Below are 23,437 nucleotides of genomic sequence, written 5' to 3' on the forward strand. Positions count from 1 at the left end.
GCATTTCGGATGCCGCGGCATTCGAAGCGGTGGTTTTTCGCCAGCCTCTTGAGGCAAGGTAGCGCGTAACCGAACAGGAGAACCCGCCATGCGGTTGCGTCACTCGATCAGCCTTCTGGCCCTGGCCCTGCTGGCCAGCGCCTGTACTCCACGTGTGGAGCTGGCCGTGCCCAACGAGCCAATCAACATCAACCTCAACGTTAAGATCGAGCACGAGATCTACATCAAGGTCGACAAGCAGCTCGATTCGATCATCAACGAAGACAGCGGTCTCTTCTGAGGACTCCCATGAAAAGCTACCTGAAACTCGGCACTCTGCTCATGGCGCTGTGCATGGCGCTGCCGGCCGCGGCCATGTCCCTCAACGAAGCGATGGCCGCGCTGGGCCAGGCCAAGGCCAGCGGGCAGCTCGGCGAAAAGCCGGACGGTTACCTGGGCGTGGTCCAGGGCAGCGGCGAGGCCGCGGAAATCGCCAGCCAGATCAACCAGGCGCGCCGCGCTGAATACCATCGTTTGGCACAGAAGAACGGCATCAGCGTCAGCGACGTCGAAGCCATCGCCGGCAAAAAGGCCATCGAGAAGACGCCTTCCGGCCAGCTTATCCAGCTCAACGGCAGCTGGGTTCGCAAATAAATCCCGACCGGGACGGCCCTGCCCGAGCCGTCCCGAATCCCTCTAGGGCTTCATCTCCTCGCGTACCGCCTTCACCTCCTCCGCCGAAACCGGCTCGGCTGCGTTGCCCCAGCTGTTGCGCACAAAGGTCAGCACGTCGGCAACATACTCATCGGACATGTTCCACGCGAAGGACGGCATCGCCGGGGCGGTTGGCGCCGCATCGGTGCCCACCGCCCGGCTGCCAGCCAGCACGACGCGAATCAGCGAGGTGGCATCGCGGCTGTTGACCAAAGGCGCGCCGGCGAGCTTCGGAAACAGATGCGTGATGCCCTCGCCGTCCGGCGTGTGGCAGGCCGAGCACTGGTCCTCGTAGATAAGCGCGCCGGTGCGCAGACGCTCGTCGCTTTCGTCCAACGGTTCAGGTGCCTGCTGCTCCGGGTCGCCGAGGCTTTTCAGGTAGACGGCGACAGCCGCGAGGTCGGCGTCTTTCCAGTGCTGAGTCGAATGCTCGACCGCCTCGGCCATGGGCCCGGAGGCCATGTCGAAGCGGTTGGCGCCGGTTTTCAGGTAACGGACGATTTCATCCTCGCTCCAGCGCCCAAGGCCCGCATGCGCATTGCCAGTGATGTCCGGCGCCATCCAGCCTTGCAAGGCGCTGCCGGTTAGAAACTCGCCATCCTAGTCGCCGCCGATCAGGTTCTTCGGTGAATGGCAGCTGCCACAGTGGCCGAGCCCCTGGACCAGATAAGCGCCGCGGTTCCAGTGATTGCCCGCCCCGCCGACGCCGTTGCCCGGGTGGAACGAGCCCCACTCGCGCATGGGCAGCGCCGTCTGCGATGGGTTGTTGCGCACCGTCACGGCGTTCTGCATCGGCCGTAACATCAACTCCTGGCGGCGCAGGTAGCGCAGCTCGTCGGTCACCGAGGCGATGTTGAAGTCACGTGCGGTGTCGCGCCACGGGCCGCGTTCGAGGCCGATGACCTCGAGGCCTTCGTCGGCCAATTCGTTGGCGATGATCGACCCGGCCCAGCCCAGCCCGATGACCACGACGTCAGTAGCAGGAAGCTTCTTGGTCATTTCGACGCCCTCGCTTTCCAGGACTCGCCGCCAATGATCGACAGGGGCACCAGATCCAGCTTCTGGTTGTGCAATTCGATGTAGGGGCGATAGTCGTAGCGCGCGCCGGGAAAGCCGATCATCTTCCAGGACACCATGTCGCGGTTGCCGCCGTAGATGGGACCGCCGAAAAAACCCTCCATGGTGTTGCCCAACACCTGCTCGAAAAACAGCTTCGAGTCCATGCCATCTAGGTCGACACTCCCCTTCTCCAGTTCATCCAACAAGGCGTCCTGCTGTTCCGCGCTGAGGCCGCTAAAGGACTGGCTATGGCGCTCCTGGCAGAGTTTCTCCAGCCCGGCGAGGCCACGACGCACACGGTCGCGCGGGGTGAGCGGCGACTGGTCGCCCTGCTCCGGCGTGCCCTCGCGAAACGGCCCCTGCATGTACAGGCGGCTGGCATCGCCGTAGTTGCTGGCCAGCTGACGATCCATGAACACCACGCAACCGGCCTCGCTGCCGCTGACGCTGAGGTCGTCGGCGGGGATCAGGCGGTCGACGATTGCCGTCACCTCGCGCACCTCAGCGTCACTAAAAAAGCGCCACCCGGGTGAGTCGTAGTGCATCGGGCCGTTGTGGTCGAAGGGCTGCCAGGGCGGAATTCCGGTTAGTGTCGCGGCCTTGGCGGAGGCCGCAGCCCCAACGGCCAGGCCGGTCATGGACGAGAAGATCAGTTGGCGGCGGGTCAGGCCGGGGCGGATGTCGCCACTCATGCGGACTCCCTTGAGGTAGGGTGCAGACCGAACTGGCCATGCACTCAGCCCCGGCGATATAAGTGGCAGATGGGTTAGAAATGCCCGTTGACTTCACCAGGGTATTCAAGGGACCGCCCGACGAAACATTTTGTTTCATCGGTTTGGGGTCGCGGCACGCTCTAGTCTGCGGTTCCTGCCGTTAGAACCAGGTTGAAACCGTTAGCGAGCCGAATTGATCGTGCTCATCCTGGCCGCGAAATTCTCGCGTGCGCCACACGCTGGCGAACGCCAGCTGCCAGCTGTTCCACGTCAGTGCGATGCCGGCCTTCGCATCACCCACCCACTCATTTGGATCTACCGAATGGCTGCTTTTGAAGGTGTTGCCCTCCAGGAGCATGTTCTGCGCCATGTAACGCCCTTCTACATCGGCGAACAGGCTCCAGGCGAAACCGCCACCCTGATCGAAAAACAGGCTTCCGCTTTGCGCGGGCGCAACAGCCGGGATGCTGAAGCTGCGTGCGAGGCGCTGGCCGACGCGCACGCCGAAACCCGCTGATCCGTAAGTGTAGAGGTTGCCCAGGGCAAAGCCGGCGCTAGGGCCGTACTCGAATTCCAGCCCAGCGAGGCGCTGCTGCAGCCACCAGCGGTGCTGGTAGGCCAGATTGACGAAGGGCTCGTTGCGCAGCTGGTTGTCCCAGCCGCGCGGCTCGTCGCTGTCCGTTATCTCATGCACGCGCCGTTGAAATTTTTCGCCGCCGGCGGCCGGCCCTACGATGCCGATATCGAGGTGCAGGCCGCTGGTGTCGCGCCAGCCATCGTGTCGGTCATCCGAGAAGATCGACATGCCCGCGAAGAGCAGCGCGGCGTAGGGCCGGTCGTCCTCGATCAGTTCGGCGCGGCGGATGTTATCCGGCGTGTAGAGCTGGTGGCCGAGGCGATAGGCCATGTTGTCCACTTCATCGGCTTCCCAACCAGGCATGGCCTCGGCGAACCGCCGCGACCAATGATCGGCGTCGGGCTTGAACGAGCGCATCAGTTCGAAGCCATTGGTGTAGTGACCATCGCTGCCTGACGAAATGATGTCGTTCTCGATCTTCAGCGAATACAGATCGGCCTGGCTCGCCAGAGGCAAGCAGGAAAGAGCGACCGCCAGCGTCAGTCGAGTGTGCCGTTGCGATATGGACATGGCCCTGCTCCTTGGTTACATGCAAAGAAGTATGTATCAGGAGGTTAGAGCGGCCGCCAAGACGAAACGTTCACGACGGATCGGAGCAGGAGCCCGTCAGTTCCCGCTCCTTCGGCGAGGCTAAGCGTTAGCTGCCGATAACGCCCCCGTCATTTTTTGTGATGAGCACGGTGGAAGAGCGTGGGCGCGTCTTGCCGTCGCTGGCCGGGAAGCTCAACTCCGGATGCTGGACGTTGATCCACATGGCGCGGTAGTCCGGACTCCAAGTGATGCCGGTGATCTCGCACCCGCGCGGGCCGACCAGGAAGCGCCGGACCTCACGCGTCCGCGGATCGGCGCACAGTAGCTGGTTGGTGCCCATGGCCTGCATCGCAGGCTCGTTGTCGCCGTAGTCGGTCTCGATCCACAGCCGGCCTGCCCCGTCGAACGCCAAGCCGTCGGGCGAGGAAAAGATATCGCCATTGATGGTGCCAGTGAGGTTGGGTGGTACCGGTTGGCCGTTGGCACCCTTGGCACCCGGTTGTTCGCCCGCGAGCAGAAAGACTTCCCAGGTAAAGGCGGTAGCGGTCGGATCAGCGTCTTCCTCGTTCCAGCGCAGGATTTGCCCGTGCAGGTTGTTCGGCCGCGGGTTGGCCTTGTCGGTCGGCCACTTCGCGCCGCGGCCATCATTGTTGGTGAGGGTCACGTAGACCTCGCGGCTGCGCGGATGCACTGCAACCCACTCGGGGCGATCCATCGGCGTCGCGCCTGCCCGGTCCGCAGCGGCGCGTGCGTTGAGCAATACCTCGGCCTGATCGGCGAAACCGTTCTCCACCGTGAGCCCGTTCTGGCCATGGACCAGTGCCAGCCACTCGCCGCTGCCGTCGGCATTGAAACGCGCCACATAGAGCGTGCCGCTATCGAGCAGCTGGCGGTTGGCCTCATCAGCGCCCGGCACGTAGCGGCCGGCGGGGACGAACTTGTAGACGTACTCGCCCTTTGTGTCGTCGCCCGAGTAGAACGCCATGCGGCCGTCCTCGCCCAGCGAAAGCACCGAGCATTCGCGGCAGTAGCGGCCGAAGGCGGTGCGCTTGACCGGCTTGCTCTGCGGGTCGAACGGATCGACTTCGACCACCCAACCGAAGCGATTCGGTTCGTTCACGTAGCCGCCGTGGGGTTGCGACGGATCCGGTGTGGCGTTGAAGCGCGGGTCGGCGGTTTCCCAACCGTAGAGCTTGCTCAGGCCTTCGCCAGCGATGCCGTAGCGCTTGTGCGATACACGCTTGGCCAGATCAGCTGAGTCGTGGTTGACGAAGTAGTTGTGCCAGTTCTCTTCACACATCAGGTAAGTGCCCCAGGGCGTGAAGCCGCTCGAGCAGTTGTTGACCGTACCGATGATCTCTTGCCCGCTCGGGTCGGCAACGGTCTTCAGCGCCTCGTGGCCGGCCAGCGGCCCCCCTACCGCCATGGGCGTCATCGCCGAGAGGCGACGGTTGTAGCGTGACGGCATGACCCGCTGCCACTGCCCCTCGGCGTCCTTCTTCACCTCGATGATGCTCAGGCCGTGGGCCGCCTGCTCCTTGCGTACCTCGTCCAGCGGGCGCTTGCCGTCGACGAAGGTCATGCCGTTGGGGTGCAGCGGCGGATTGACGTATTCGTGGTTCATCACCAGCAAACCATGGCTGTCAGGCGCATCGGGGAACGGGAAGAAGTGCATGCCGTCGTGGTTGTCACCCGCCTGCTTGAGCTGGGCCTGCCAGTCGTCGCTGGCATCCGGGTTCCACGCTGGCGCGTCGGCCAGCACGGCATCACCCCAGGAAAAGAAGGTGCGCGCGCTGTAGCCGGGTGCGACCTGCACGCGGTCGAATGTCGGGTCGAGCTGGGTGGGAATCCCGCTGAAGCCGATCAGCGAATCGGACTGCCCGGCGCTACGGCAGGCACTCAGCGCGCCACCTAGAAAGCCCAGCGCGGCGAGGCCCATGCCGCCCCTGAGCAGGTTGCGCCGGCCCTGATCGACCAGCTGCCCGAGCGAGGGATTGTCGCTGGGGTTGATGGCCTGATCGTCGAGGGCGGAAAGGTTGGCGTGGAAACTCTGAAAATCCTGTTTCATTCACTGGCTCGTCTGGCAAATGGGTCTGCTGCGCATCACTGGATGCGGTAATGAAAGGTGTTCTTTACTTCGGGAACGGCCACGGCGCGGCCGTCGACGATCCGCGGCTGATAGCGAAAGCTTTTCGCAGCCGTCAGCGAGGGCCGGATGAACAGCGGGTGGCAATCCTCTAGGGCCTTCGGGTTCTCGATCCGCCCCTGCGGGTTGACCGAGTAACTCACCGTGCAGCTGCCTTCAATGCCCTTGTCTAGCGCACGCTGCGGATAGTCCGGCGCGTCCTTGGCGATCGGCAGGTACTGGCGGCTGGCAGCCGGGGCGGCCTCGGCCTGTCGCGCGCGTTCGGCGGCGGCAGCTGCTTCGGCCCGAGCCGCCTGTTCGCGCTGCTGCGCCTCGCGCGCCAGCTGCTCGCGACGCTCGGCTTCGAGCCGTTCCTGCCGCTCACGCTGGCGTTGTTGCGCGTGCTGCTCGTCGCGTAGACGTTGCTGCTCCCGGCGCGCCGCCTCTTCCTGCTTTTTCTGCTCGGTTCGCTTGTACGCCAGCTCGGCCTGTTCGAGCCGATGCTGTTCGATTCGCGGATCCACCTGCGGTTCCTCCAGCACCGGCTCGATGGCTGCCTCGACCGGCTCGGGCACCGGCTCCGGTTCGACGGGCGCCTCGAGTGTCGGCTGCGGCGTGGGCAGGCTTATCAGCTGCGTCTTGATCACCTGGGTCGGGCTGGGTGACGTCAGCTCGGGCGTCCAGCCGTGCAGCAGCAGGCCGATCACCACGGCATGCAGCGCGAAGGTCGCTACCGCCGCGCCGGCATGGCTGCGCCATTGTGGTCGAACCTCGGGCAGGCTGTTGGGCAGGGGCATGCTCAAGCTGCTCATGGTGCGGGCTGCCCGGCCGGCGCCTCGGTGATCAGGCCGAGATTGACCACGCCGCCACGTTGCAGCTCGGCGATGCCGGCCACCACGCGGCCGTAGTCCGCCGCCTCATCGGCGCGCACATAAACCTGGGTGTCGCCGCGCTCGGCGATGATCGCCGCGACCTTCTCGCGCATCTCCTCGAGGTCGATGGCGCTGTCGGTCTGGTCCTCGGCGTTCAGCTCGCTGCCCAAGTTCCAGTAGAAGCCGCCATCGGCCTTGACCGAGAGCGTGAGGATCTGCCACTCGTTCTCGGTGGGCATCGCCTCGGCGGCGACCTTGGGCAGCTCGATCTTCACGCCCTGCACCAGCATCGGCGCGGTGACCATGAAGATCACCAGCAGCACCAGCATCACGTCGATGTAGGGCACCACGTTCATTTCGGCCTTGGGGCTATGTTTGCGCTGCGGTTTGACCAGCATGGCGAGGCTCCCTTCAGGCGGCTGCGGCGATACTGGGCGAGCTGGCATGCAGCCGGCGATGCAGCCGCGCCTGCAGTTCGTTGGCGAAGCTGTAGTAACGCGCGCTGAGCGTCTGGCCGCGGGCCGAGAAGCGGTTGTAGGCCATCACCGCCGGGATCGCGGCGAATAGGCCGATGGCCGTGGCGATCAATGCTTCGGCGATGCCCGGCGCGACGGTGGACAGCGTCGCCTGCTGCACCATGGACAGCCCGAGGAAGGAGTTCATGATCCCCCAGACGGTGCCGAACAGGCCGATGTAGGGGCTGACCGAACCGACGGTGGCGAGGAACTGCAGGCCGCTTTCCAGCCGTTCTTCCTGCTCGGCGATGGCCACATAGAGGCTGCGTTCCACTCCATCGATCACCGCATCGGGAGCGATGCCGGGCTGACGCTGCAGCTGACTGAACTCCTGATAGCCGGCGAGAAAGATGCGCTGCAACGCCGCTTCACGGGGGAGCGACTGCTCGTTGCCCTCGCGATAGAGCTGGGTCAGTTCGCCGCCGCTACGAAAGCGCTGCAGGAAGCTTTTCAGCAGCCGTTCGCTGCGGCGCAGCGCGGCGCCGCGTTGGATGATCAGGTACCAGCTGGCGACGGACGCCAACACCAGGGTCGCCATCACCAGCTGCACCACCAGGCTGGCTTCGCTGATCAGGCCCAAGACCGACATGTGTTCGCTTTGCATCTGTATTCCTCCGGCCGTCCCATGCAACGGCGCTCATTGGATTGCATTGGGGTTACGTTTCAATGACAGCGCGGCGTAACCCGACAGGTTCACGCCAGGGTCAGTCCAGCCCCAGCGCTTCGGCGATCGCCGTCCACGGCACGTACTTGTAGTTCTGGGCGCCCTCGGGCATGCGCTTGCGGCCGTCTTGCACCACCAGCATGCCGCGACTCCAGATGCCGCCGAGGTTGGCCGAGGTGACTTCCAGGCCATCGGTTTCCGAGGCGCCGTCGATGCCCCGCTCGGCATTCAGGCCGACGCGGAAGGCGCCGCGCACGGCATAGGGCGCGTGCGCATCGAGCACCAGGTAGCTGTCGTTACCCTGGCTGGACACCACCAGGTAATCACCGGCCGTACCGCTGTAGATGGCCATGCCCTCCACGTCGGCGTGCAGCGGACCGCCCACGTCGATGACCTTTTCCAGCGCCGCCGCGTCGCGGCGCAGATCCAGCGTCCACACCGCGGCGTCTTCCTCGCCCACGAACAGGCGCTGGTTGCGGTCATCGGCGACGCAGCCTTCGGGCTGGCTGCTCAGCTTGAATTCGCGCACCTGCTCGCCGCGCGGCGAACTGCTCGAACCGTCGAGGCGGTACTGCCGGAAGGTGCCGTCCTTGTCGTTGGCAATGGCATGGATCGCGCCCTGAGGATCCTTGAACAGGCACAGGCCGTAGATCTCACGGAACGGTGTGTCGATCTCTCCGATGCCGCTGACCTGGCCGCTGCGCGGCTCGATGGCGAATAGGTGCAGGCTGTTGTGATCGCGATTGCTCGCCACGGCCAGGTCGACCCGCTTGCCACCTAGGGCAAAGCCGGTGCGCACATCGACGTTGTTCAGCCGGCCCACCGGCAGGTACTGCAGCTGCTTGCCCGACAGGTCGTAAACCGCCAGCCCGCCTTTCTTGTCGGTTCCGAGCACACGACTGCTGGACGGGTCCGCCGCGTTGACCCAGATCGCCGGATCATCCGCCGCATCGCCCAGGTGCGGCACCGGATCGGTCTGCACCATCGCCGGCAGCATCGGAATCACCGGCGTAGCGGCCGGCGCTTCTGGCTGCCAGTCTAGGCGCGCAAGATGCGCCCCGCGTTCGTCGGTCAGCAGCAGGTCGAGCCCCTGCCCGCCCAGTCGCGCGCTGATCTGTTCCGGCTCGTCGAACCCCTCCAGCGGAATCACCGCATGATTGCGCCAGGCATCGCCGTCACGCCCGTACAGGTGCAATGCGCCCGCCTCCGGGTCCAGCGCCAACATGCCGCCCGGCACCAGCGCCATGCCGGCAGCGGCTTCGGCGATGCCGCCGAACGGCTGCACGATGTCCACGGGTTGGCGCAGCAACGGGGCTTCGGCATCGGCGGCATAACGCCAGAAGCCGACTTTTTCCTCGTTCACCACCAACTCGCCGGTCCGATCGTCCACCTGGCAGTAGCTGCTTTCCGGTGGCAGGCTCAGGCCCCGTACGCGCTTTGGCGTCGCCAGTAACCGCTGCCCCGCGGCTACCAGCCACTGCTCGCCGATGCCTTCCTCACCGACCAGGAACAGGTAGCCGTTGCGCCCGGCGTCGCGGTACAGGCACAGCCCTTCGATGGCGAAGCGGGTCTTCGGCACGTATAGCGACTGGCTCCACTGGTGCTGGCGATCGAGCCCGAGCAGCACGGCCTGCTGACGCTTGCGATCGAGGGTGGCGACCAGCAGGCCGTCCTTGCCGACACGGTGATCCAGCCCCTCGAAGCGGCCTTCGACGCCACTGAGTCGCGCACCCCGCGCGTCCAGCAACTCCACGCCGCGCGAATCCGGGCGAACCAGCAGCTGCGAAGCGCCGGGCCAGAACTTATCGGTACCGATCAGCTGCGCGCTTTCAGCCTTCAAGGGTGCGGAGCTCGCTGTGCTCAGGTGCAGTGCGGCCTGGTTGGCAGCTGGCTGTCCGGCTCCAGACTGACAGGCCGCCAGCGCAACGCAAAGGCTCAGCCAGAGGGGTTTAAAAGAAGTTACGTCCATGGTTTTTCCATTCAGCAGCCGCTGACCGGCACCGGTCCGAAGGGGAACGGAACGGCGTCGGGGCGGCGAAAAAGTGTCGGTAAGGGTCGGAATCAGAAGTGCGTCAAGGTCAGACCGAGCTTGTAGGTCGGGCCGTATTCCTCGTACTGGGCGTTGTAATGGCTGCGCCCGGTGTAGACGAAGTAAGACTCGTCGGTGAGGTTCAGCGCCTCGACCGTCAGCTGCAGGTTCGGCGTGATGAAGTAGCCGGCCTTGAAGTCGAGAAACAGCTGCTCGTCGGCGTAGAGGTCGTGGGCCTCGTCGTCGATGCCGGCCACTTCCGCCAGGTATTCGGACTTGTAGTTGGCTGCCAGCCGCATGTTGAAGACGTCGTTTTCCCAGCCGACCATCAGGTTGCCGACGGTGTCGGAGTGGTTCGGCAGGTCGATGCTGCGACGGCTGCCCTGCCCTTCGATCTCGGCGTCGGACTTGCTGAAGGTGGCGTTGGCACCGAGCAATACGCCGTTCCAGGGCGCCGGTAGCCAGTCGAGCTTCTGCGAGTAGGACAGCTCGACACCGTAGAGCTTGGCACTGCTGCCGTTCTCGAAGCTCAGCGCCTCGTCGAAGGCCGCCCAGTCGCCCGTACCGGCGAGGTCGGTGTTGTAGATGAAGTTGTCGATGTCCTTGTAGAACAGGTAGGCCGACACGGCGCCTGCGCGGCCCATGTAATGCTCGATGCCAAGGTCATAGTTCATCGATTCCAGCGGCTTGAGGTCCGGGTTGCCGAACTCCGCATCCTCGCCATCGATGACGAAGCCGGGCGCCAGCTGCTCGAAAGTCGGGCGCACCACAGTGTTGGTCCAGGCCGCGCGAACGAAGGTATCAGGCGTCAGCTCATAACGCGCATGCAAACCCGGCAGCCAGTGATCGTAACGGTTGTCGCTGGATACGGCTTCGAACTCCCCGTCGCGCAGGCCGGTGCCCTTGGCGCTGAACTCGGTGCCTTCGTAACGCAGGCCGGCGATGAAACGCCACTTGTCCAGGTCCAGGGTGTTCATGAAGTAAGCGGCATTGATGTCCTCGCTCATGTCGAAATCGCCGATGCGCGACTCCTCCTCATCGTAAAACGCGCTCGGATCCAGCCCGCCGATCAGCCCTTCCAGCGCGCCGGCGCTGATGCCCGAGCCAAAGCGGCCCAGGGCGTAGTCGACGTTGCCGGCCTGAAAGTCGGCCAGGGTCAGGTCGTCGAAATCGTCATAGGCCCAGATATCGACGTCGTTGGTCTTGTCGCGCCGGCTGAGCTTGCCGCCGAACTTGAACTGCGCGGCATAGCCCTGGATGTCGTAGTCGCGGGCAAGATCCAGGCGGATGTTCTTTTCCTTGTCGCGTGCGTCGCTCTCTTCCCACTCCACCTCGTCCAGCTCGAAGCTGGACGGGTCGTAGAAGGACGGGTCGACGACCAACCGCGGCTTGCCCGTGCTGTAGAAACCGACCTCGGAAAAGTCGCCTTCGAAGGTCGCGCCAGAAATGCCGCCCGGGTTGCGCTCGCGCGCCTGGCTGTAGCCGACCTGACCGCTGAGGGTCCACAGGCCCATCATGCGTTCACCACCGAACACGTAGGACTGGATGGTCTGGGTTTCCTCGCGGGACTTGAGCTCGCGCCAGCCTTCGGCATCGCCCAGCTCGCCGGCCAGCTGCGCATCGGCGAACTCGACGCCAGCGGCGTTGCGGGTCTCGGTGTCCTTGAAGCGGCTGTAGAGCGTGCGTAGGTAGTAGCTGCTGAAATCGTCGGGCCGATAGTCGAAGTTCAGGCCGAGGCCCGCGCGCTCGCGGGTGATCTCGTAGTCACGCTGCTCGAATTCCTCCAGCCGCGCGCCGTCTTCGAAATCCCAGACGCCACCGGTTTCCACGTTGTCGGAGCCGAAGTCGCGCTCCTGCCAGCTCAGCGCAGCGGCGACACCGAAGTTGTCGACGCCATCGCCCAGGCTGAAGCGATTGCTGAAGGCGCCGGAGAATTTCGGGCTGGTCTTGCCGACGTTCTCGTCGTAGCTGCCTTCGGTGCTGAGGCTGTAGAACAGCCCGTCATGGTCGAACGCCGACAGGCTTTCCACCTCGATGGTGCCGCCGAGGGAGTTGGCGTCCATGTCCGGGGTCAGCGTCTTGACCACCGAGAGCGACTGCACCAGCTCCGAGGGCAGCACGTCCAGCGCCACGGCGCGACGGCCGCTTTCCGGCGAGGGCACCAGGGTGCCGTTGATGGTGACGCTGTTCAGGTCCGGCGCAATGCCGCGCACGCTGACGAAGCGGCCTTCACCCTGGTCGCGCTCGACCGAAAGGCCAGGGATGCGCTGCAAGGCTTCGGCGGCGTTGTCGTCGGGCAACTGACCGATGCCGTCGGCGTGGACCACGCTCTTCACGCTGTCGGAGTTGCGTTGTTCCTTCAATGCTTCGTCGATGCTGACGGCCTGGCCGATCACTTCGACGTGTTCCATGACAAGCGGCTCCTCGGCCCAGGCCGAACCGGCGCTGACGGCCAGGGCCAGCAGGCTGATGCGGAACCCTGCATGGCGGATGCCGCTGCGGTGTGTGCTCATGAACAATCCCCCGAACGCTGATTACCGGGTCCATCCCGGAACTGGAGCGGACGGTAGGGTTGGGATATGGCGGTTCTGTGACAGCGGGTGGTGCTGGGGCGCCAGCGGGGGCTTATTGGGGGAGTTTTGGGGAGGAGTTGAGCTGATATGACCTGGGAGGTGCTCTTTCGAATGGGTAGCAGGTCGGGGCCGCGGCTGGTATCGGTGCGTGCTGATACGCTGGTTTCGCCCTGCTGGGCGAGTCCCTTTTGGCAGTTGCCCCAAAAGGAACCAAAAGGTCTTGCCCCTGCATCCGGCCCTGCGCTTCGCTTCGGGTTCGTTCGCTCCATCGTTGCTTCAGGGGTCGGCTTACAAGGGCCATCCATGGCCCTTTAAGCCTCTCGCCGCATCCATGCGGCTCAACCCCTTACGCAACGATTCCGCTCACCCTTCTGATGGGGCCTTCGGTGTCGTCTGTTGGTCTGGAGAGATCATTATTGGGTGGGTTTCACAACGTAGGATGGGCGAAGCCCATCCTACGAGACGCGGGTTGCTTTGCTTCTTTACTGACAAGCGAACCATCAGACACAGCCGGACGCCCCATCAGGAGGCCGAATGGAATCGCTGCATAGAGGGGCGAGCGGCATGGATGCCGCGAGAGCCGTGAAGGGCCATGGATGGCCCTTGCGCGGCGACCCTCGGAGCAGCGATGGAATGAGGGAAGTCGAGCGAAGCGAGACCCGGATGCAGGGGCAAGCGTTTTTGCTTACTTTTTCCGCGTCTGGAAAAAGTGAGTCGCCCAGCAGGGCGAAACCGATGCTTCAACCAACTCCCAAACAGGCCTTACAACCAAAACGATCCAGCTCCTCAATTAGCCCCCCCCCAAAAAAAACCTGAGCCAATTCAACCCCCACCCCATTCATCCCACTGTCACATTCATCTGTTTCCGTGCCCTCACGCACTGGCGCGCACCTCGCCACGGAGACCCGATGAAATCCCTGCTCAAGCTCCACACACTCACCCTGCTCGGCCTCGCCTTCGCCGCTAACTTCGGCCTGCAGGTCTACCTGGCCACCGGCCAAATCAAGACCTTGGCCGAGATCAACTGGATGGACGTCGCCGGCGAAGGCGGCTCGGCGGTGCTCGCGCTGGTCTGGCTGATCCTCTTGCTGCATAGCCGCCCGGCTGGCCGCGTCACTCGGCTACTAACGCTTGGGCTGGCGTTCGTATTCTTCTCATGGTGGATGGACACGCTGGACGAATTCATTCATCTGCCAGAAAACGTCGTGTGGGATAACTGGTTGGAAACCGCACCAATGCCTATCGGCCTGGTTCTGCTGACGTTCGGCATCTTCCACCTCAATCAAGAACAGCGCGCCATTGCTCGGCAAATGAGCAAGCGAGAGAAGCTGTTTCGTGAACATCGACTATTCGACAAGCTGACGCCCTTGGGCGCAGCGGAATACCTGCGTCAGCAGCTCCAACATGCACTTGCCGAAGCGGCCGAACAGGCTCAGCCACTGTCGCTGGTCGTCGTGGATCTGGATGACTTCAGCGCCATCAACCAGCGTTACGGCCAGGCGGAGGGCGACGCGGTATTGCAGGCCGTGGCGCATCTGCTGCTGCTCAACCTGCGCCGTCAGGACCTGCTCTGCCGCCTGGCCGGGGACCGCTTCGTAGCGGTGCTGCCGAACACCGGGCAAGCCCAGGCGCAGCTGATCGCCAGGGAGCTCGAGCAGGCCGTCGCCAGCCTTGCCCATCGCACTGAACAGCACGGCGAGCGCTTGCATCTTCACGCCACTGCCGCCGCGGTCATGGCTATCGGCGACGACCCGGAGGGACTGCTCAAGCGACTCAACCTGGCACTCGCCAAAGCCAAGCCTCGCCTGCCGCATTGCGCCTGAGCTCATCCATGACCGCCTATGAGCGCGACACCCGCTTCATCGCCGCGCACCACCAGCCGGCGGTACTGATTGACCTCGCGCTATCACGCGGCATCGACAGCCATCAGCTGCTGCGTGGCAGTGGGTTGTTCTATGAGGACATTGCCACCGGCCGGGCGCGGGTCAGCCCGGCGCAGACGTTCGCGCTCATTGCCAACGCGCAACGACTGCTCGACGCCGACGACAGTGGGTTCCTCGTCGGCCAGGGCTTGCTGCCTGGGCATTACGGCGAAGTAAGCCACGCTCTGAGCCACTCGGCGTCGCTACTCCAGGCGCTGGATGTGCTGCAGGACTACCGCGCCTTACTGTCACCGCTGCTGACTCCACGCCTGTTGCAAGACGAGCGACAGGTACACCTCTACTGGACCGACAGCTGCGGCGCCGGTGAGCAGCTGCGCTTCATCACCGAGGCGAGCCTGACCGCGGTCGTTGCCCTGGGTCGGCGTTTCTCCGGTGTGCGACTGCCCTGGCGCTTTCGGCTGGCCTATGCACAGCCGCGGCACGTAGAACAGTACTGGGTTCATCTCGGTGAGGAGGTCACCTTCGACAGCCAAATGACGATGATGAGCTTGCCGCTGGACTATCTTCACCGGCCCTGGCCAAGCGCCTCGGCCACCGCCCGCCAGGTCGCATTGCAGGCAAGCCAGACGCAACTGGCCGCGTTAGGCGCGCCATGCAGCTTCATCGATCGGCTATATGACTATCTGGAAGCGAATATCCGCGAGCCGCTGAACCTGGAGCGCGTTGCCCACGCATTCGAGATGAGCCCGGCCTCCCTCAAGCGCAAGCTGCACAAGCACGGTACCGGGTTTCAGGATCAGCTGGACTTGGTACGCAAGCATGTCGCGCTGGTGCTCTACCAGATGAAGGGCTACAGCAACGAGGAAGTGGCGAGCTATCTGCGTTTCAACGACACCACCAACTTCCGCCGCTCGTTCAAGCGCTGGACGGGCTTGGCGCCGAGCGGCCTGCGGCAGCTGTTCGACTAGCCTCCGCGTGCCCGCGGGAGTGAGCCCCTCGGGCCGGCACGGTGTTCCCGGCCCGTCGCTAACGCATGATCAAACCACGCGTTCGAACCGGGCGTAGGGGTTGCTGCAGGGCAATCGGTAGCCGAGGAAGCTGACCTTGGGCTTGGCTTGCCCCTGCTGACGCAGAAAATCAGTCGATACCATGAAGTCGGTCAGCAGACGCCGCTCGAATTTGTCGACACGCACGTCGGTGTAGGCGCTGCCCAGCCCCGTCTCCTGGCGGATCTTGTACAGCCCCATCAACGCCGTGAGCTTTTCGGAACCGTAGTGCGTGGCCATGGCATCGACGAACTGCCGTTGGTTGTCCTCGTCCATGTCAAAGTCGCCAACCAGGCGGTGCAGTAGGTGCGGGATGAACACCTGGCGGTCTTCATAGACCCAGGCGCCAGCGCCTACCGCCACCAGCCCGAGGGTGGCTGCGGAGGACATCATGAAAGTGCGACGTTTCATCAAAGCGATCCTCAGCTGAACAGCAGGTTGGCGGCGCGTAGCGACAGGGCCGCGGCGGTGAGGCTGGGATTAGCAGGCGAGCAAGTCGGATAGGTCGCCGTGCCGACGACTACGAGGTTGCGCATACGATGGTGCAGCATGCCGCTGTCGACGACCGAGCCGTCATCCGCCTGCCCCATACGAAGCGTGCCCTGAACATGGGATTCGGTCAGGCGCCACTCGCGGAAGTGGATGGACTCCACCGGTAACGGCGACAGCAGCTTTTCCAGATTGTCGAGACCATACTGCACGCCCTTGAGGCCGTAGTCCGACTCACCGCGGTAGTCGATCACCGCGTCGCCTGTCTTGGGGTCTATGGTGACGCGGTTGTCCGGGTTTGGCAGGTCCTCGCTGACCAACATCAGTGGCAATAGCTGGTTCCAGCGACCGATTTCCGGCCGCAGGCCGTAGGGCCAGCGGTTTTCGAAATAGACCAGGCACGCCGAGTGATCCTTGCGGAACTCGCCGTCATACAACGCATAGTTGAGGCCGGTGGTGATCGTGCTGCCATCGAAGTTGCCGAGGCCGTCCAGATAGACCTCGACGTTGGCACCCACCTGCTCATGCAGGCCGCGCCCGGTATCGCCGTAGTCGATATCCGAACGCAGCAGGATCGCCGGGCTCTGAATGGCGTTGGCGCCCAACACGAACAGGTCGCCGGACACCTTGAACTCGCCGTCAGCGCTGCGAATGGTTGCGGCCTTGATCACGTTGCCTTCGTACTCGAGCGTTCTCACCTCGGTCTTTAGCAGAACGTCGACCTTGGGATCGCTGAACAGGTGCGGCAGGCCATTCTGTGCGGTGAACTTGGCGTTCACCGGGCACAGGTTGCAGCTGGCATTGGCGCAGCACACGCCGCGCGTACCGGTCGCTACACGCGCGCGCCCGGTCGGCATGATGAAGTGGCGATCAGGCATCGCTTCCTTCATCAACATGTCGATCGAGGAGCCCTTGTGCGGAGGCTGCGGAAACGGCTGGCTGCGTGGCAGTACCTGCGCCATGTCGGGGTCACCTGCAATCGACATGATCTGCTCGGCCTGGCAGTAGAAGGGTTCGAGCTCGTCGTAGCTGATCGGCCAGTCGTTGGCCACGCCATAGCGCGTCTTGGTGGCAAAGTCGCTGGGGTGCAGTCGGGGAGTCTGCGAATACCAGCAGTTCATGCCTCCGCCGAGCGCGATAGTGGTGTTCCACGGCTTCTCACCGCGGTTGTTGTACGTCGATTCGGGCAGGATCATTGAGCTCGCCTGGTTCTGGATTTGCCAATCCCAGGGGTGAAAATCGCCCCATTCGATGATCAGGGCACGACCGCTGATATGCTTCAGCGCCTCGTTTAGAAAAAAACTGGAGCCAAACCCAGAACCGATCACGACTAGCTCGTAGTGTTCCTTGGCTATGTCCCTTGCGCTTACGCGGTTGATTTCCACGCTCTACTTCCCTCTACAGCTTCATCAATACTCGAGCTGTCATACCACCTGAAAAGGTCAGGGATATGTCCGCTGCGTAGCGCGTTGGTCGCCCCGAGCGGGCCGTCGACCAGTTGTACGAGACCACAGCGGCCGGCTTGAGTTCCGTCAAAGCGTGCCGCAACGATGCACTTAGCCCGTTTTGGGTGGCATGACTCGGTGCAGAGTCCCTGCACCGCTTTCGAAAGCGCTGATGTTGGCAAGGGTGGTGTCGGCGATGTTGGTCAGCGCCTCGGCCGTAAAGAAGGCCTGGTGCCCAGTAATTAACACATTCGGAAAAGTGGTCAGGCGCATGAAGAGGTCGTCCGCGATGACACGCTGCGAGAGGTCCTGAAAAAACAGCTGCTCCTCTTCTTCGTAGACATCCAGCCCGAGGCGCCCGATCTTGCCGCTTTTCAGCCCATCGATGACCGCCCGGGTATCGACGACCCTGCCCCGCCCCGAGTTGATCAGCATGACGCCGTCCTTCATCCGAGCAATGGCTTCCGCATCGATGAGGTGATCGGTCTCGGGCGTCAGCGGGCAGTGCAGCGAGACGATGTCCGCTTCGGCGAGCAGTCGCTCCAGCGAGACGTATTCGACGAACGCCTTGGCGTCGGGGTTCGGCAAAGGGTCGCTCGCCACTATGCGGCAACCGAAGCCATGCATGATGTCGGCGAAGATCAGGCCGATCTGGCCGGTGCCGACCACGCCGACTGTCTTGCCATGCAGGTCGAAGCCAAGGAGTCCGTCGAGCGAAAAGTTGCCCTCCCGAACGCGGTTGTAGGCGCGGTGCGTCATTCGGTTGAGACTCAGCACCAGTGCCACCGCATGTTCGGCCACGGCGTGTGGGGAGTACGCCGGTACCCGTGCGACCGTGATACCCAGTCGCTGCGCCTCGGGCAGGTCGACATTGTTGAAGCCGGCAGAGCGGAGCGCGACGAGCCGAATCCCACGCATCTGCAGCAGGCGCAGCACCTCGGTATCGACGCGGTCGTTGACGAAGGCGCAGACGGCATCGAATCCCTCCGCAAGGGGCGCGGTTTCGGCCGTCAGCCGTGCATCGAGGTACGTCAATTCATGCCGATGACGTTCGTTGGCGCGGTCGAGGAATATCCGGTCGTAGGGCTTCGTACTGAAGACGGCAACACGCATGTCTGATCCCCGCGCAAACGTTCATGGCTGGACGATGGTCCGTCGAGCCCTTCGCAGCAGACTTCAGCCAAGACGCGCGGTTCCTGCCGACAGCGTCACACGCTTCGGCGCACCGCCTGGCTCGAACCGGCAACGACACGCAGGGGTCCGATTTGGTGTCACGTCTTCCACCAATGAGGTGTTCCATGACCTGCACGCAAATAACTGCCGCCCTATTTTCCGGCCTGCTGACAACCGCAGCCGTTGCTGAACAGCTCGTCCCCACCGAGAAACCGGCCGAGCAGCAGTCCACACAATCTGCAGATGAGCATGACGGGGCGCACGGCTATCAGAACCCGGAAGGGAGCGATCCGGACCCGCGCATGAGTGAGCATCCCAACAGCGAGACTGAAGAAACCGAAAAAGGCGACACGCAGCACGACGACCAGAAGCCGTAGCGAGTCAAAGGTTGGCGTTGATCCACTCGCGCACCTTGCGGCGGTCACGGCGCGAAATGAGCTGTTCCGTCAGAGGGCTCTCAGGGATCAGCGCGCATTCCGGGTCGCTCAAGTTGCCGAGGCGAAACCGTCGCGTGATCCCGAGAGGATGCCGTTCAGACCCATAGAAGGCTGCCGCCCGCACTTCCATCGCGTGGAAGGTCCAGTCGCCGGTCGGGCAAAGACCCTTCAGCTCGATTCCATGCACCTCGCAGGCCTGCCGCAACATGCCTTGAAAGGTGCCGATATGAACGAAGTCGCCCGTGCGTAGCGGGCCCTGGTGGGTGATCTGATTGATGGCCAGGTCAGGCGTGGCGTCGTCTTCGATACCGTGGCGGATATCGGTGACATCTACTTCCAACGGACCTTTGGAGGTGTGAATCAGCACCATCAACTGGTTGATGAACACCGGCTCGGCGCTCATGTTGGAAATCAGGCAGAGCGACCCGAGCCCTTTGCCCGCGCCGCGATTGATGATGAGACTGGGCTTGCGCTGGCGCTTGAAGTTGAGCAGCAGCAGCTGGGCATAAAACAACCACACCAACAGCGTGCAGGCACTGATCGCCAGGGAGATGAGTTGATGGTTTCGTTCAAGCCATTCGATCATTGAGAGCCCTCAAGGGTTGCCGAACAGCTAGGACCGCACCTGTTTGCCAGCGTGCCGCCCGCCGGGCAGTTTCAGCCCGAGCGCCACGCGCCAGGCGATCAGAACGAGGCGATTTTCCGTATGACGACGGGCTTCTCGCCCTGCTCCGAAGCGCCCTGCTGCTGGCCTGTCGGCAGAGTACGCAGGGCCTTGCGCATAAAATAGATGCTGAAGAACAACGTCGTCGCCAAGCCCACCAGCAGCATCGCCGTACCCATGATCATCACCTGCCAAATTCGAGGAAGCCGAATGATGGCATAACGACACTTCATTGGGTATCCGCCCGCCCGTAGAGCGACCGTCGGCGCCCTCATCGAGACTGCTCAGCGACCGTGGTAGCGTGAGCGCCCCTCTTCAATCAGGAAAGACCCATGCGCTGCCATGCTGTGCAAAGGCTGCTGAGCCTTACCGCCCTTTTGTCTATAAGCGCCATCGCGGCGAGCCCGCTTTCGGCAGCGACTTCGACGATCGATAGTGCGGTGCAAGCAGTCATGCGCACACATGGAATTCCCGGCATGGTCGTTGCGATCGCACAAGGTAAAGACGCGCAAATCCACGCCTACGGTGTCGCCTCGAAGCAGACGAGGCAGCCTGTCGATCCGGATACCCTGTTCGAGCTCGGCTCTGTCAGCAAGACGCTGACGGCGACCCTCGCCGCCCTGGCCGAAGTACGCGGCACGCTGGCGCTGGACGACTCACCGAGCCGACACTTGCCAGCGCTTGCCGGCAGTGCGCTCGATGGCGTGACGCTCCGTCACCTGGCAACGCACACGGCCGGCGGGTTCCCGCTGCAGCTGCCCGGGCAAGTCCACGAACCGAAGCAGTTGACCGCGTATTTCCGCGATTGGACACCCAGTTACCCCGCCGGCACGCAGCGCACCTATGCCAACCCGAGCATTGGCCTGCTTGGCCTCACGACCGCGAAAAGCCTTGGCCAACCCTATGCCAGCGCACTCTCCGGCATGCTGTCGGAGCTTGGCATGACCCACACCTACCTCGACGTGCCTACCAGCGCAGCCGACCGCTACGCCCAGGGCTACAACCGCGACGACCAGCCCGTCCGCCTAAACCCTGCACCGCTGGCCAATGAGGCCTACGGCTTGAAGTCATCCGCCAGGGACATGCTGCGCTTCGTCCAGGTCCAGCTCGGCGCCGTTAACGTCACTGATGAACTTCGCCAGGCCATGGCAACTACCCGAACCGGCTATTACCAGGTCGGCCCCATGACGCAAGGTTTGGTCTGGGAGCAGTACGGCTACCCAACCGCACTGCAACCGCTATTGGAGGGCAACAGCAGCCAGATGGCGCTTGAATCCCATCCCGCTACGGCCATCGAGCCGCCACTGGCACCGCAAGCGGACGCGTGGATTAACAAGACCGGTTCCACCAATGGCTTCGGCGCCTATCTGGCCTTCATCCCGGCCCGACAACTGGGATCGTTATCCTGGCCAACCGGTTCTACCCGAACGAGGCGCGGGTCCGGCTTGCGTATGAGATTCTCGAAACGCTCGACTGACCAAAGCTGAAACCACCGCGCGTGCAGATCATGCAGTGCGGCCAGAAACGCAAAAGCCCCGCGACACGCGAGGTGTTGCGGGGCTTTTCAATAATGGCGGAGAGATAGGGATTTGAACCCTAGGTACCCGCGAGGGTACAACGGATTTCGAATCCGTCCCGTTCGGCCACTCCGGCATCTCTCCAGCGGCGCGCATCATAGCAGCTCGGACGCGTTTGTCGAACCCCGGCTGCGCGCTTTTTTCACGATTTTCAGGCTGTTGCGTTTAACCAATCTGATTGCCGCAGCGGATCAGGCAGTTAGCCGGGTTAGCGCCTCACGGTATTTATCTGCCGTTTTCTGCGCGACCTCTGCCGGCACCGGCGGCGCAGGCGGCTCCTTGTTCCAGCCGGTCGACTCGAGCCAGTCGCGCACGAACTGCTTGTCGAAACTCGGCGGATTGGTGCCGACGCGGTAGCTATCGGCGGGCCAGAAGCGGCTGGAGTCCGGGGTCAATGCCTCGTCCATCAACGTCAAGGTGCCGGTCTCGTCTAATCCGAATTCGAATTTAGTATCCGCAATGATGATGCCGCGCGTGGCCGCGTATTCAACCGCCTTGCTGTACAGTGCGATCGAGGTGTCACGGACCTGCGCCGCCAGCTCCTTGCCGATGATGGCTTCGCATTGTTCGAAGGAGATGTTCTCGTCGTGGTCGCCGACGGCGGCCTTGGTCGAGGGGGTGAAGATCGGCTGCGGCAGCTTGGCTGCTTCCTGCAGGCCTTTCGGCAGAGCGATGCCGCACACGGTGCCGCTCCTTTGATACTCCTTCCAGCCGGAGCCGACCAGGTAGCCGCGCACGATGGCTTCTACGGCAACGGGTTTCAGGCGCTTGGCAACTACGGCACGCCCTTCGACCAGAGGCAACTCGGCAGCCGGGACGACGTCTTCGACACGGTCACCGGTGAAATGGTTGGGCACCACGTCGGCCAGCTTGGCGAACCAGAAATTGGAGATCGCAGTGAGGATCTTGCCTTTCTCCGGGATCGGCTCGTCAAGGATCACATCGAACGCCGAGAGGCGATCAGTAGCGACCATCAGCATGCGCTTGTCGTCGATTTCGTAGAGGTCACGGACCTTGCCGGAGTAAATCTTCTTCAGGCTGAGGGCGTTAGCGGTAGTCATGGTGGTCTCGCGTCTGGCGAACCCTGAGGCCGCCAGTGCGGCTGTCGGGCCTGTCGTTAAACAAAACAGGCGAAACCGGATGGCTTCGCCTGGATTGGTCTCGCGTTTGGTCCGGCCTTAGCCGAGATTGTCCCGCAGCAGCGTAAGCACGCGACGTGCGACGTCCTCAGGCGCGACCGTGTTGAGGTCCTTGTCCAGCGACACCTGGACCCCGTCGGCGACGGAGGTCAACCGAACCTGGTAGCGCTCGGCACGCGCCTCGATCTCTTCGCGATCTGGCGCCGTGCCGAACAGCCGGGCAAAGAAGCCCGGCTTGTCATCCGGCTTGGCTGCCCCTTCGGACAGGTTGATGTAATAGACGCCGAGGCTGCGGTCCAAATCCTCGACCAGGATGTCACTGGCACTCAGTGCACGACCGACGCTCGACCAGGCACGATTGAAGTCGGTATCGAGCTGCAGCACGGGGCTGCCGCTGCCCGCTTCGCTAAGGGTTACACGGCTGGGCGCATCGAATTCGCGCTCGGCCAGCAAGGAGGTCGAGCCACCCTGGTCCGCGCGGCTGACCAGGGCAGTCTGCAACTCGTCGAGCAGGACACGGTCCAGTTCGGCGTTGGCGGTGCGCTCAGGCCAGGCCACATCGGCGCTGCTGTCTGCCGGACGCTGGACGGTCAGCAGCGACACTTCGCTGGTCTGGCGCTGCACGCCCGGCTCGATCCTGACGCGAACGCGCGTCTGGCCTTGCCCAAGCCCCAGGTTGCGCACGAGACCTGGCGAGAGTTGGTCGCGCGTCTGCCAGGCCGTGACGAACTCGCCAGTCTGCGGACGCTCCTCCTCGATCTGGAAGCCATTATCGGTGAAGAACTGGCGAACCGCCGTCCAGGTCTCGGATGGGGAACGCAGCGCAACCAGCCAACGCGCATCCTCGGACGTCTGCAGGCTGAAATCGCTGGCGGTCTCGGCAACGATCAGGCGCTGCGGACGGGGCACTTCGTAATCTTCGCTGGCCCGGCTGTCGGCCACCTGTTGCGGGATCGGCAGCAAGGGTTCGATTGGGCGCAGGTTGGCGTCAGACGGCACCTGCATCGGCGGCACCTGCTGCGCCTGCAGGTAGTCGCTCCCACGGTCACGGAAATATCCGTCGTCACCCCATAGCCAGCCGCAACCGCTGGTGGTGGAGATGATCAGGGTAAGAGTGGAGAGTCCGGCCAGTCGCTTCATGCGTGTTCCTTCATTGTTAAACCGGTACACCGG

The 23,437-nt window shown here is 63.5% G+C and carries 23 protein-coding genes and 1 tRNA gene; 6 read left to right on the top strand and 18 right to left on the bottom strand.

Annotation, left to right across the window (positions count from 1 at the left end; all coding sequences use genetic code 11):
* Window positions 1-88 precede the first annotated feature (88 nt).
* Complete coding sequence (locus M1D78_RS13865; RefSeq protein WP_437420575.1) at window positions 89-280, top strand: YnbE family lipoprotein; 192 nt, start codon at window positions 89-91, stop codon at window positions 278-280.
* 8 nt (window positions 281-288) lie between these two features.
* Entirely contained in the window at window positions 289-633 is a 345-nt protein-coding gene (locus M1D78_RS13870; RefSeq protein WP_437420576.1) for a YdbL family probable chaperone protein, read from the top strand.
* A 42-nt stretch (window positions 634-675) separates the two neighbouring features.
* Here M1D78_RS13870 and M1D78_RS13875 read toward each other — a convergent pair whose 3' ends face one another.
* The 10 genes from M1D78_RS13875 to M1D78_RS13920 form a co-directional block, all read right to left on the bottom strand.
* Window positions 676-1,266, bottom strand: coding sequence for a c-type cytochrome (locus tag M1D78_RS13875; RefSeq protein ID WP_437420577.1), 591 nt, complete (start codon window positions 1,264-1,266; stop codon window positions 676-678).
* Between the two features lie 27 nt (window positions 1,267-1,293).
* Window positions 1,294-1,692, bottom strand: coding sequence for a hypothetical protein (locus M1D78_RS13880; protein ID WP_437420578.1), 399 nt, complete (start codon window positions 1,690-1,692; stop codon window positions 1,294-1,296).
* Window positions 1,689-2,444, bottom strand: coding sequence for a gluconate 2-dehydrogenase subunit 3 family protein (locus M1D78_RS13885; protein WP_437420579.1), 756 nt, complete (start codon window positions 2,442-2,444; stop codon window positions 1,689-1,691). The genes M1D78_RS13880 and M1D78_RS13885 overlap by 4 nt, the downstream gene beginning before the upstream one ends.
* Before the next feature lie 181 nt (window positions 2,445-2,625).
* The gene (locus tag M1D78_RS13890) at window positions 2,626-3,612 is read right to left on the bottom strand and encodes a lipid A deacylase LpxR family protein (RefSeq protein ID WP_437420580.1); all 987 of its coding nucleotides are present in this window, start codon (window positions 3,610-3,612) and stop codon (window positions 2,626-2,628) included.
* A 127-nt stretch (window positions 3,613-3,739) separates the two neighbouring features.
* Window positions 3,740-5,701: a PhoX family protein gene (locus M1D78_RS13895; protein WP_437420581.1), complete on the bottom strand. Its 1,962-nt coding sequence runs from the start codon at window positions 5,699-5,701 to the stop codon at window positions 3,740-3,742.
* 35 nt (window positions 5,702-5,736) lie between these two features.
* Window positions 5,737-6,570 (bottom strand): TonB family protein, encoded by an 834-nt coding sequence (locus tag M1D78_RS13900; protein WP_437420582.1) that lies wholly within the window; start codon window positions 6,568-6,570, stop codon window positions 5,737-5,739.
* On the bottom strand, window positions 6,567-7,028 hold the full coding sequence (tolR, locus tag M1D78_RS13905) for a protein TolR (RefSeq protein WP_437420583.1): 462 nt from the start codon (window positions 7,026-7,028) through the stop codon (window positions 6,567-6,569). The genes M1D78_RS13900 and tolR overlap by 4 nt, the downstream gene beginning before the upstream one ends.
* A 13-nt stretch (window positions 7,029-7,041) precedes the next feature.
* Window positions 7,042-7,755, bottom strand: coding sequence for a protein TolQ (tolQ, locus tag M1D78_RS13910; protein ID WP_437421321.1), 714 nt, complete (start codon window positions 7,753-7,755; stop codon window positions 7,042-7,044).
* Window positions 7,756-7,849: 94 nt separating this feature from the next.
* Window positions 7,850-9,778 carry a phytase gene (locus M1D78_RS13915; protein WP_437420584.1) on the bottom strand — a complete coding sequence of 643 codons (1,929 nt, stop codon included), beginning with the start codon at window positions 9,776-9,778 and terminating at the stop codon, window positions 7,850-7,852.
* 92 nt (window positions 9,779-9,870) lie between these two features.
* Window positions 9,871-12,351, bottom strand: a complete 2,481-nt coding sequence (locus M1D78_RS13920) for a TonB-dependent receptor (protein ID WP_437420585.1) — start codon at window positions 12,349-12,351, stop codon at window positions 9,871-9,873.
* Between the two features lie 968 nt (window positions 12,352-13,319).
* On the opposite strand from M1D78_RS13920, the gene M1D78_RS13925 reads away from it, so the two are divergent.
* Together M1D78_RS13925 and M1D78_RS13930 are read left to right on the top strand one after the other, a co-directional pair.
* Window positions 13,320-14,234: a GGDEF domain-containing protein gene (locus M1D78_RS13925; protein ID WP_437420586.1), complete on the top strand. Its 915-nt coding sequence runs from the start codon at window positions 13,320-13,322 to the stop codon at window positions 14,232-14,234.
* An 8-nt stretch (window positions 14,235-14,242) separates the two neighbouring features.
* On the top strand, window positions 14,243-15,262 hold the full coding sequence (locus tag M1D78_RS13930) for an AraC family transcriptional regulator ligand-binding domain-containing protein (protein WP_437420587.1): 1,020 nt from the start codon (window positions 14,243-14,245) through the stop codon (window positions 15,260-15,262).
* A gap of 69 nt (window positions 15,263-15,331) precedes the next feature.
* Here the strand turns inward: M1D78_RS13930 and M1D78_RS13935 are convergent, their stop codons facing one another.
* From M1D78_RS13935 to M1D78_RS13945, 3 genes are all read right to left on the bottom strand, one after another.
* Window positions 15,332-15,751 carry a hypothetical protein gene (locus M1D78_RS13935; RefSeq protein WP_437420588.1) on the bottom strand — a complete coding sequence of 140 codons (420 nt, stop codon included), beginning with the start codon at window positions 15,749-15,751 and terminating at the stop codon, window positions 15,332-15,334.
* An 11-nt stretch (window positions 15,752-15,762) separates the two neighbouring features.
* Entirely contained in the window at window positions 15,763-17,214 is a 1,452-nt protein-coding gene (locus tag M1D78_RS13940) for a GMC oxidoreductase (protein ID WP_437420589.1), read from the bottom strand.
* 171 nt (window positions 17,215-17,385) lie between these two features.
* On the bottom strand, window positions 17,386-18,387 hold the full coding sequence (locus tag M1D78_RS13945) for a 2-hydroxyacid dehydrogenase (protein WP_437420590.1): 1,002 nt from the start codon (window positions 18,385-18,387) through the stop codon (window positions 17,386-17,388).
* Between the two features lie 185 nt (window positions 18,388-18,572).
* On the opposite strand from M1D78_RS13945, the gene M1D78_RS13950 reads away from it, so the two are divergent.
* A complete protein-coding gene (locus tag M1D78_RS13950; RefSeq protein ID WP_437420591.1) occupies window positions 18,573-18,824 on the top strand; it encodes a hypothetical protein in 252 nt (83 codons plus the stop codon).
* Window positions 18,825-18,828: 4 nt separating this feature from the next.
* On the opposite strand, the gene M1D78_RS13955 is transcribed toward M1D78_RS13950, so the two are convergent.
* Together M1D78_RS13955 and M1D78_RS13960 are read right to left on the bottom strand one after the other, a co-directional pair.
* Window positions 18,829-19,470 (bottom strand): hypothetical protein, encoded by a 642-nt coding sequence (locus M1D78_RS13955; protein ID WP_437420592.1) that lies wholly within the window; start codon window positions 19,468-19,470, stop codon window positions 18,829-18,831.
* 98 nt (window positions 19,471-19,568) lie between these two features.
* Window positions 19,569-19,727, bottom strand: coding sequence for a hypothetical protein (locus M1D78_RS13960; RefSeq protein ID WP_437420593.1), 159 nt, complete (start codon window positions 19,725-19,727; stop codon window positions 19,569-19,571).
* A 273-nt stretch (window positions 19,728-20,000) separates the two neighbouring features.
* On the opposite strand from M1D78_RS13960, the gene ampC reads away from it, so the two are divergent.
* Complete coding sequence (ampC, locus tag M1D78_RS13965) at window positions 20,001-21,035, top strand: class C beta-lactamase (protein WP_437420594.1); 1,035 nt, start codon at window positions 20,001-20,003, stop codon at window positions 21,033-21,035.
* Window positions 21,036-21,119: 84 nt separating this feature from the next.
* On the opposite strand, the gene M1D78_RS13970 is transcribed toward ampC, so the two are convergent.
* The 3 genes from M1D78_RS13970 to bamC form a co-directional block, all read right to left on the bottom strand.
* A tRNA-Ser gene (locus M1D78_RS13970) sits at window positions 21,120-21,209 on the bottom strand.
* A gap of 107 nt (window positions 21,210-21,316) precedes the next feature.
* Window positions 21,317-22,186 carry a phosphoribosylaminoimidazolesuccinocarboxamide synthase gene (locus tag M1D78_RS13975; protein ID WP_437420595.1) on the bottom strand — a complete coding sequence of 290 codons (870 nt, stop codon included), beginning with the start codon at window positions 22,184-22,186 and terminating at the stop codon, window positions 21,317-21,319.
* A gap of 117 nt (window positions 22,187-22,303) precedes the next feature.
* Window positions 22,304-23,404, bottom strand: a complete 1,101-nt coding sequence (gene bamC, locus M1D78_RS13980; protein ID WP_437420596.1) for an outer membrane protein assembly factor BamC — start codon at window positions 23,402-23,404, stop codon at window positions 22,304-22,306.
* Window positions 23,405-23,437: the final 33 nt, after the last annotated feature.

This window comes from Pseudomonas sp. SA195, assembly GCF_054131565.1.

Bases quoted from the DNA above. Each gene is read 5' to 3' on its own strand.
- M1D78_RS13865 (WP_437420575.1), top strand. From the start codon at position 89: ATGCGGTTGCGTCACTCGATCAGCCTTCTGGCCCTGGCCCTGCTGGCC.
- M1D78_RS13870 (WP_437420576.1), top strand. From the start codon at position 289: ATGAAAAGCTACCTGAAACTCGGCACTCTGCTCATGGCGCTGTGCATG.
- M1D78_RS13880 (WP_437420578.1), bottom strand. From the start codon at position 1,692: ATGACCAAGAAGCTTCCTGCTACTGACGTCGTGGTCATCGGGCTGGGC.
- M1D78_RS13885 (WP_437420579.1), bottom strand. From the start codon at position 2,444: ATGAGTGGCGACATCCGCCCCGGCCTGACCCGCCGCCAACTGATCTTC.
- M1D78_RS13890 (WP_437420580.1), bottom strand. From the start codon at position 3,612: ATGTCCATATCGCAACGGCACACTCGACTGACGCTGGCGGTCGCTCTT.
- M1D78_RS13895 (WP_437420581.1), bottom strand. From the start codon at position 5,701: ATGAAACAGGATTTTCAGAGTTTCCACGCCAACCTTTCCGCCCTCGAC.
- M1D78_RS13900 (WP_437420582.1), bottom strand. From the start codon at position 6,570: ATGAGCAGCTTGAGCATGCCCCTGCCCAACAGCCTGCCCGAGGTTCGA.
- tolR (WP_437420583.1), bottom strand. From the start codon at position 7,028: ATGCTGGTCAAACCGCAGCGCAAACATAGCCCCAAGGCCGAAATGAAC.
- M1D78_RS13915 (WP_437420584.1), bottom strand. From the start codon at position 9,778: ATGGACGTAACTTCTTTTAAACCCCTCTGGCTGAGCCTTTGCGTTGCG.
- M1D78_RS13920 (WP_437420585.1), bottom strand. From the start codon at position 12,351: ATGAGCACACACCGCAGCGGCATCCGCCATGCAGGGTTCCGCATCAGC.
- M1D78_RS13925 (WP_437420586.1), top strand. From the start codon at position 13,320: ATGAAATCCCTGCTCAAGCTCCACACACTCACCCTGCTCGGCCTCGCC.
- M1D78_RS13930 (WP_437420587.1), top strand. From the start codon at position 14,243: ATGACCGCCTATGAGCGCGACACCCGCTTCATCGCCGCGCACCACCAG.
- M1D78_RS13935 (WP_437420588.1), bottom strand. From the start codon at position 15,751: ATGAAACGTCGCACTTTCATGATGTCCTCCGCAGCCACCCTCGGGCTG.
- M1D78_RS13945 (WP_437420590.1), bottom strand. From the start codon at position 18,387: ATGCGTGTTGCCGTCTTCAGTACGAAGCCCTACGACCGGATATTCCTC.
- M1D78_RS13950 (WP_437420591.1), top strand. From the start codon at position 18,573: ATGACCTGCACGCAAATAACTGCCGCCCTATTTTCCGGCCTGCTGACA.
- M1D78_RS13955 (WP_437420592.1), bottom strand. From the start codon at position 19,470: ATGATCGAATGGCTTGAACGAAACCATCAACTCATCTCCCTGGCGATC.
- M1D78_RS13960 (WP_437420593.1), bottom strand. From the start codon at position 19,727: ATGGGTACGGCGATGCTGCTGGTGGGCTTGGCGACGACGTTGTTCTTC.
- ampC (WP_437420594.1), top strand. From the start codon at position 20,001: ATGCGCACACATGGAATTCCCGGCATGGTCGTTGCGATCGCACAAGGT.
- M1D78_RS13975 (WP_437420595.1), bottom strand. From the start codon at position 22,186: ATGACTACCGCTAACGCCCTCAGCCTGAAGAAGATTTACTCCGGCAAG.
- bamC (WP_437420596.1), bottom strand. From the start codon at position 23,404: ATGAAGCGACTGGCCGGACTCTCCACTCTTACCCTGATCATCTCCACC.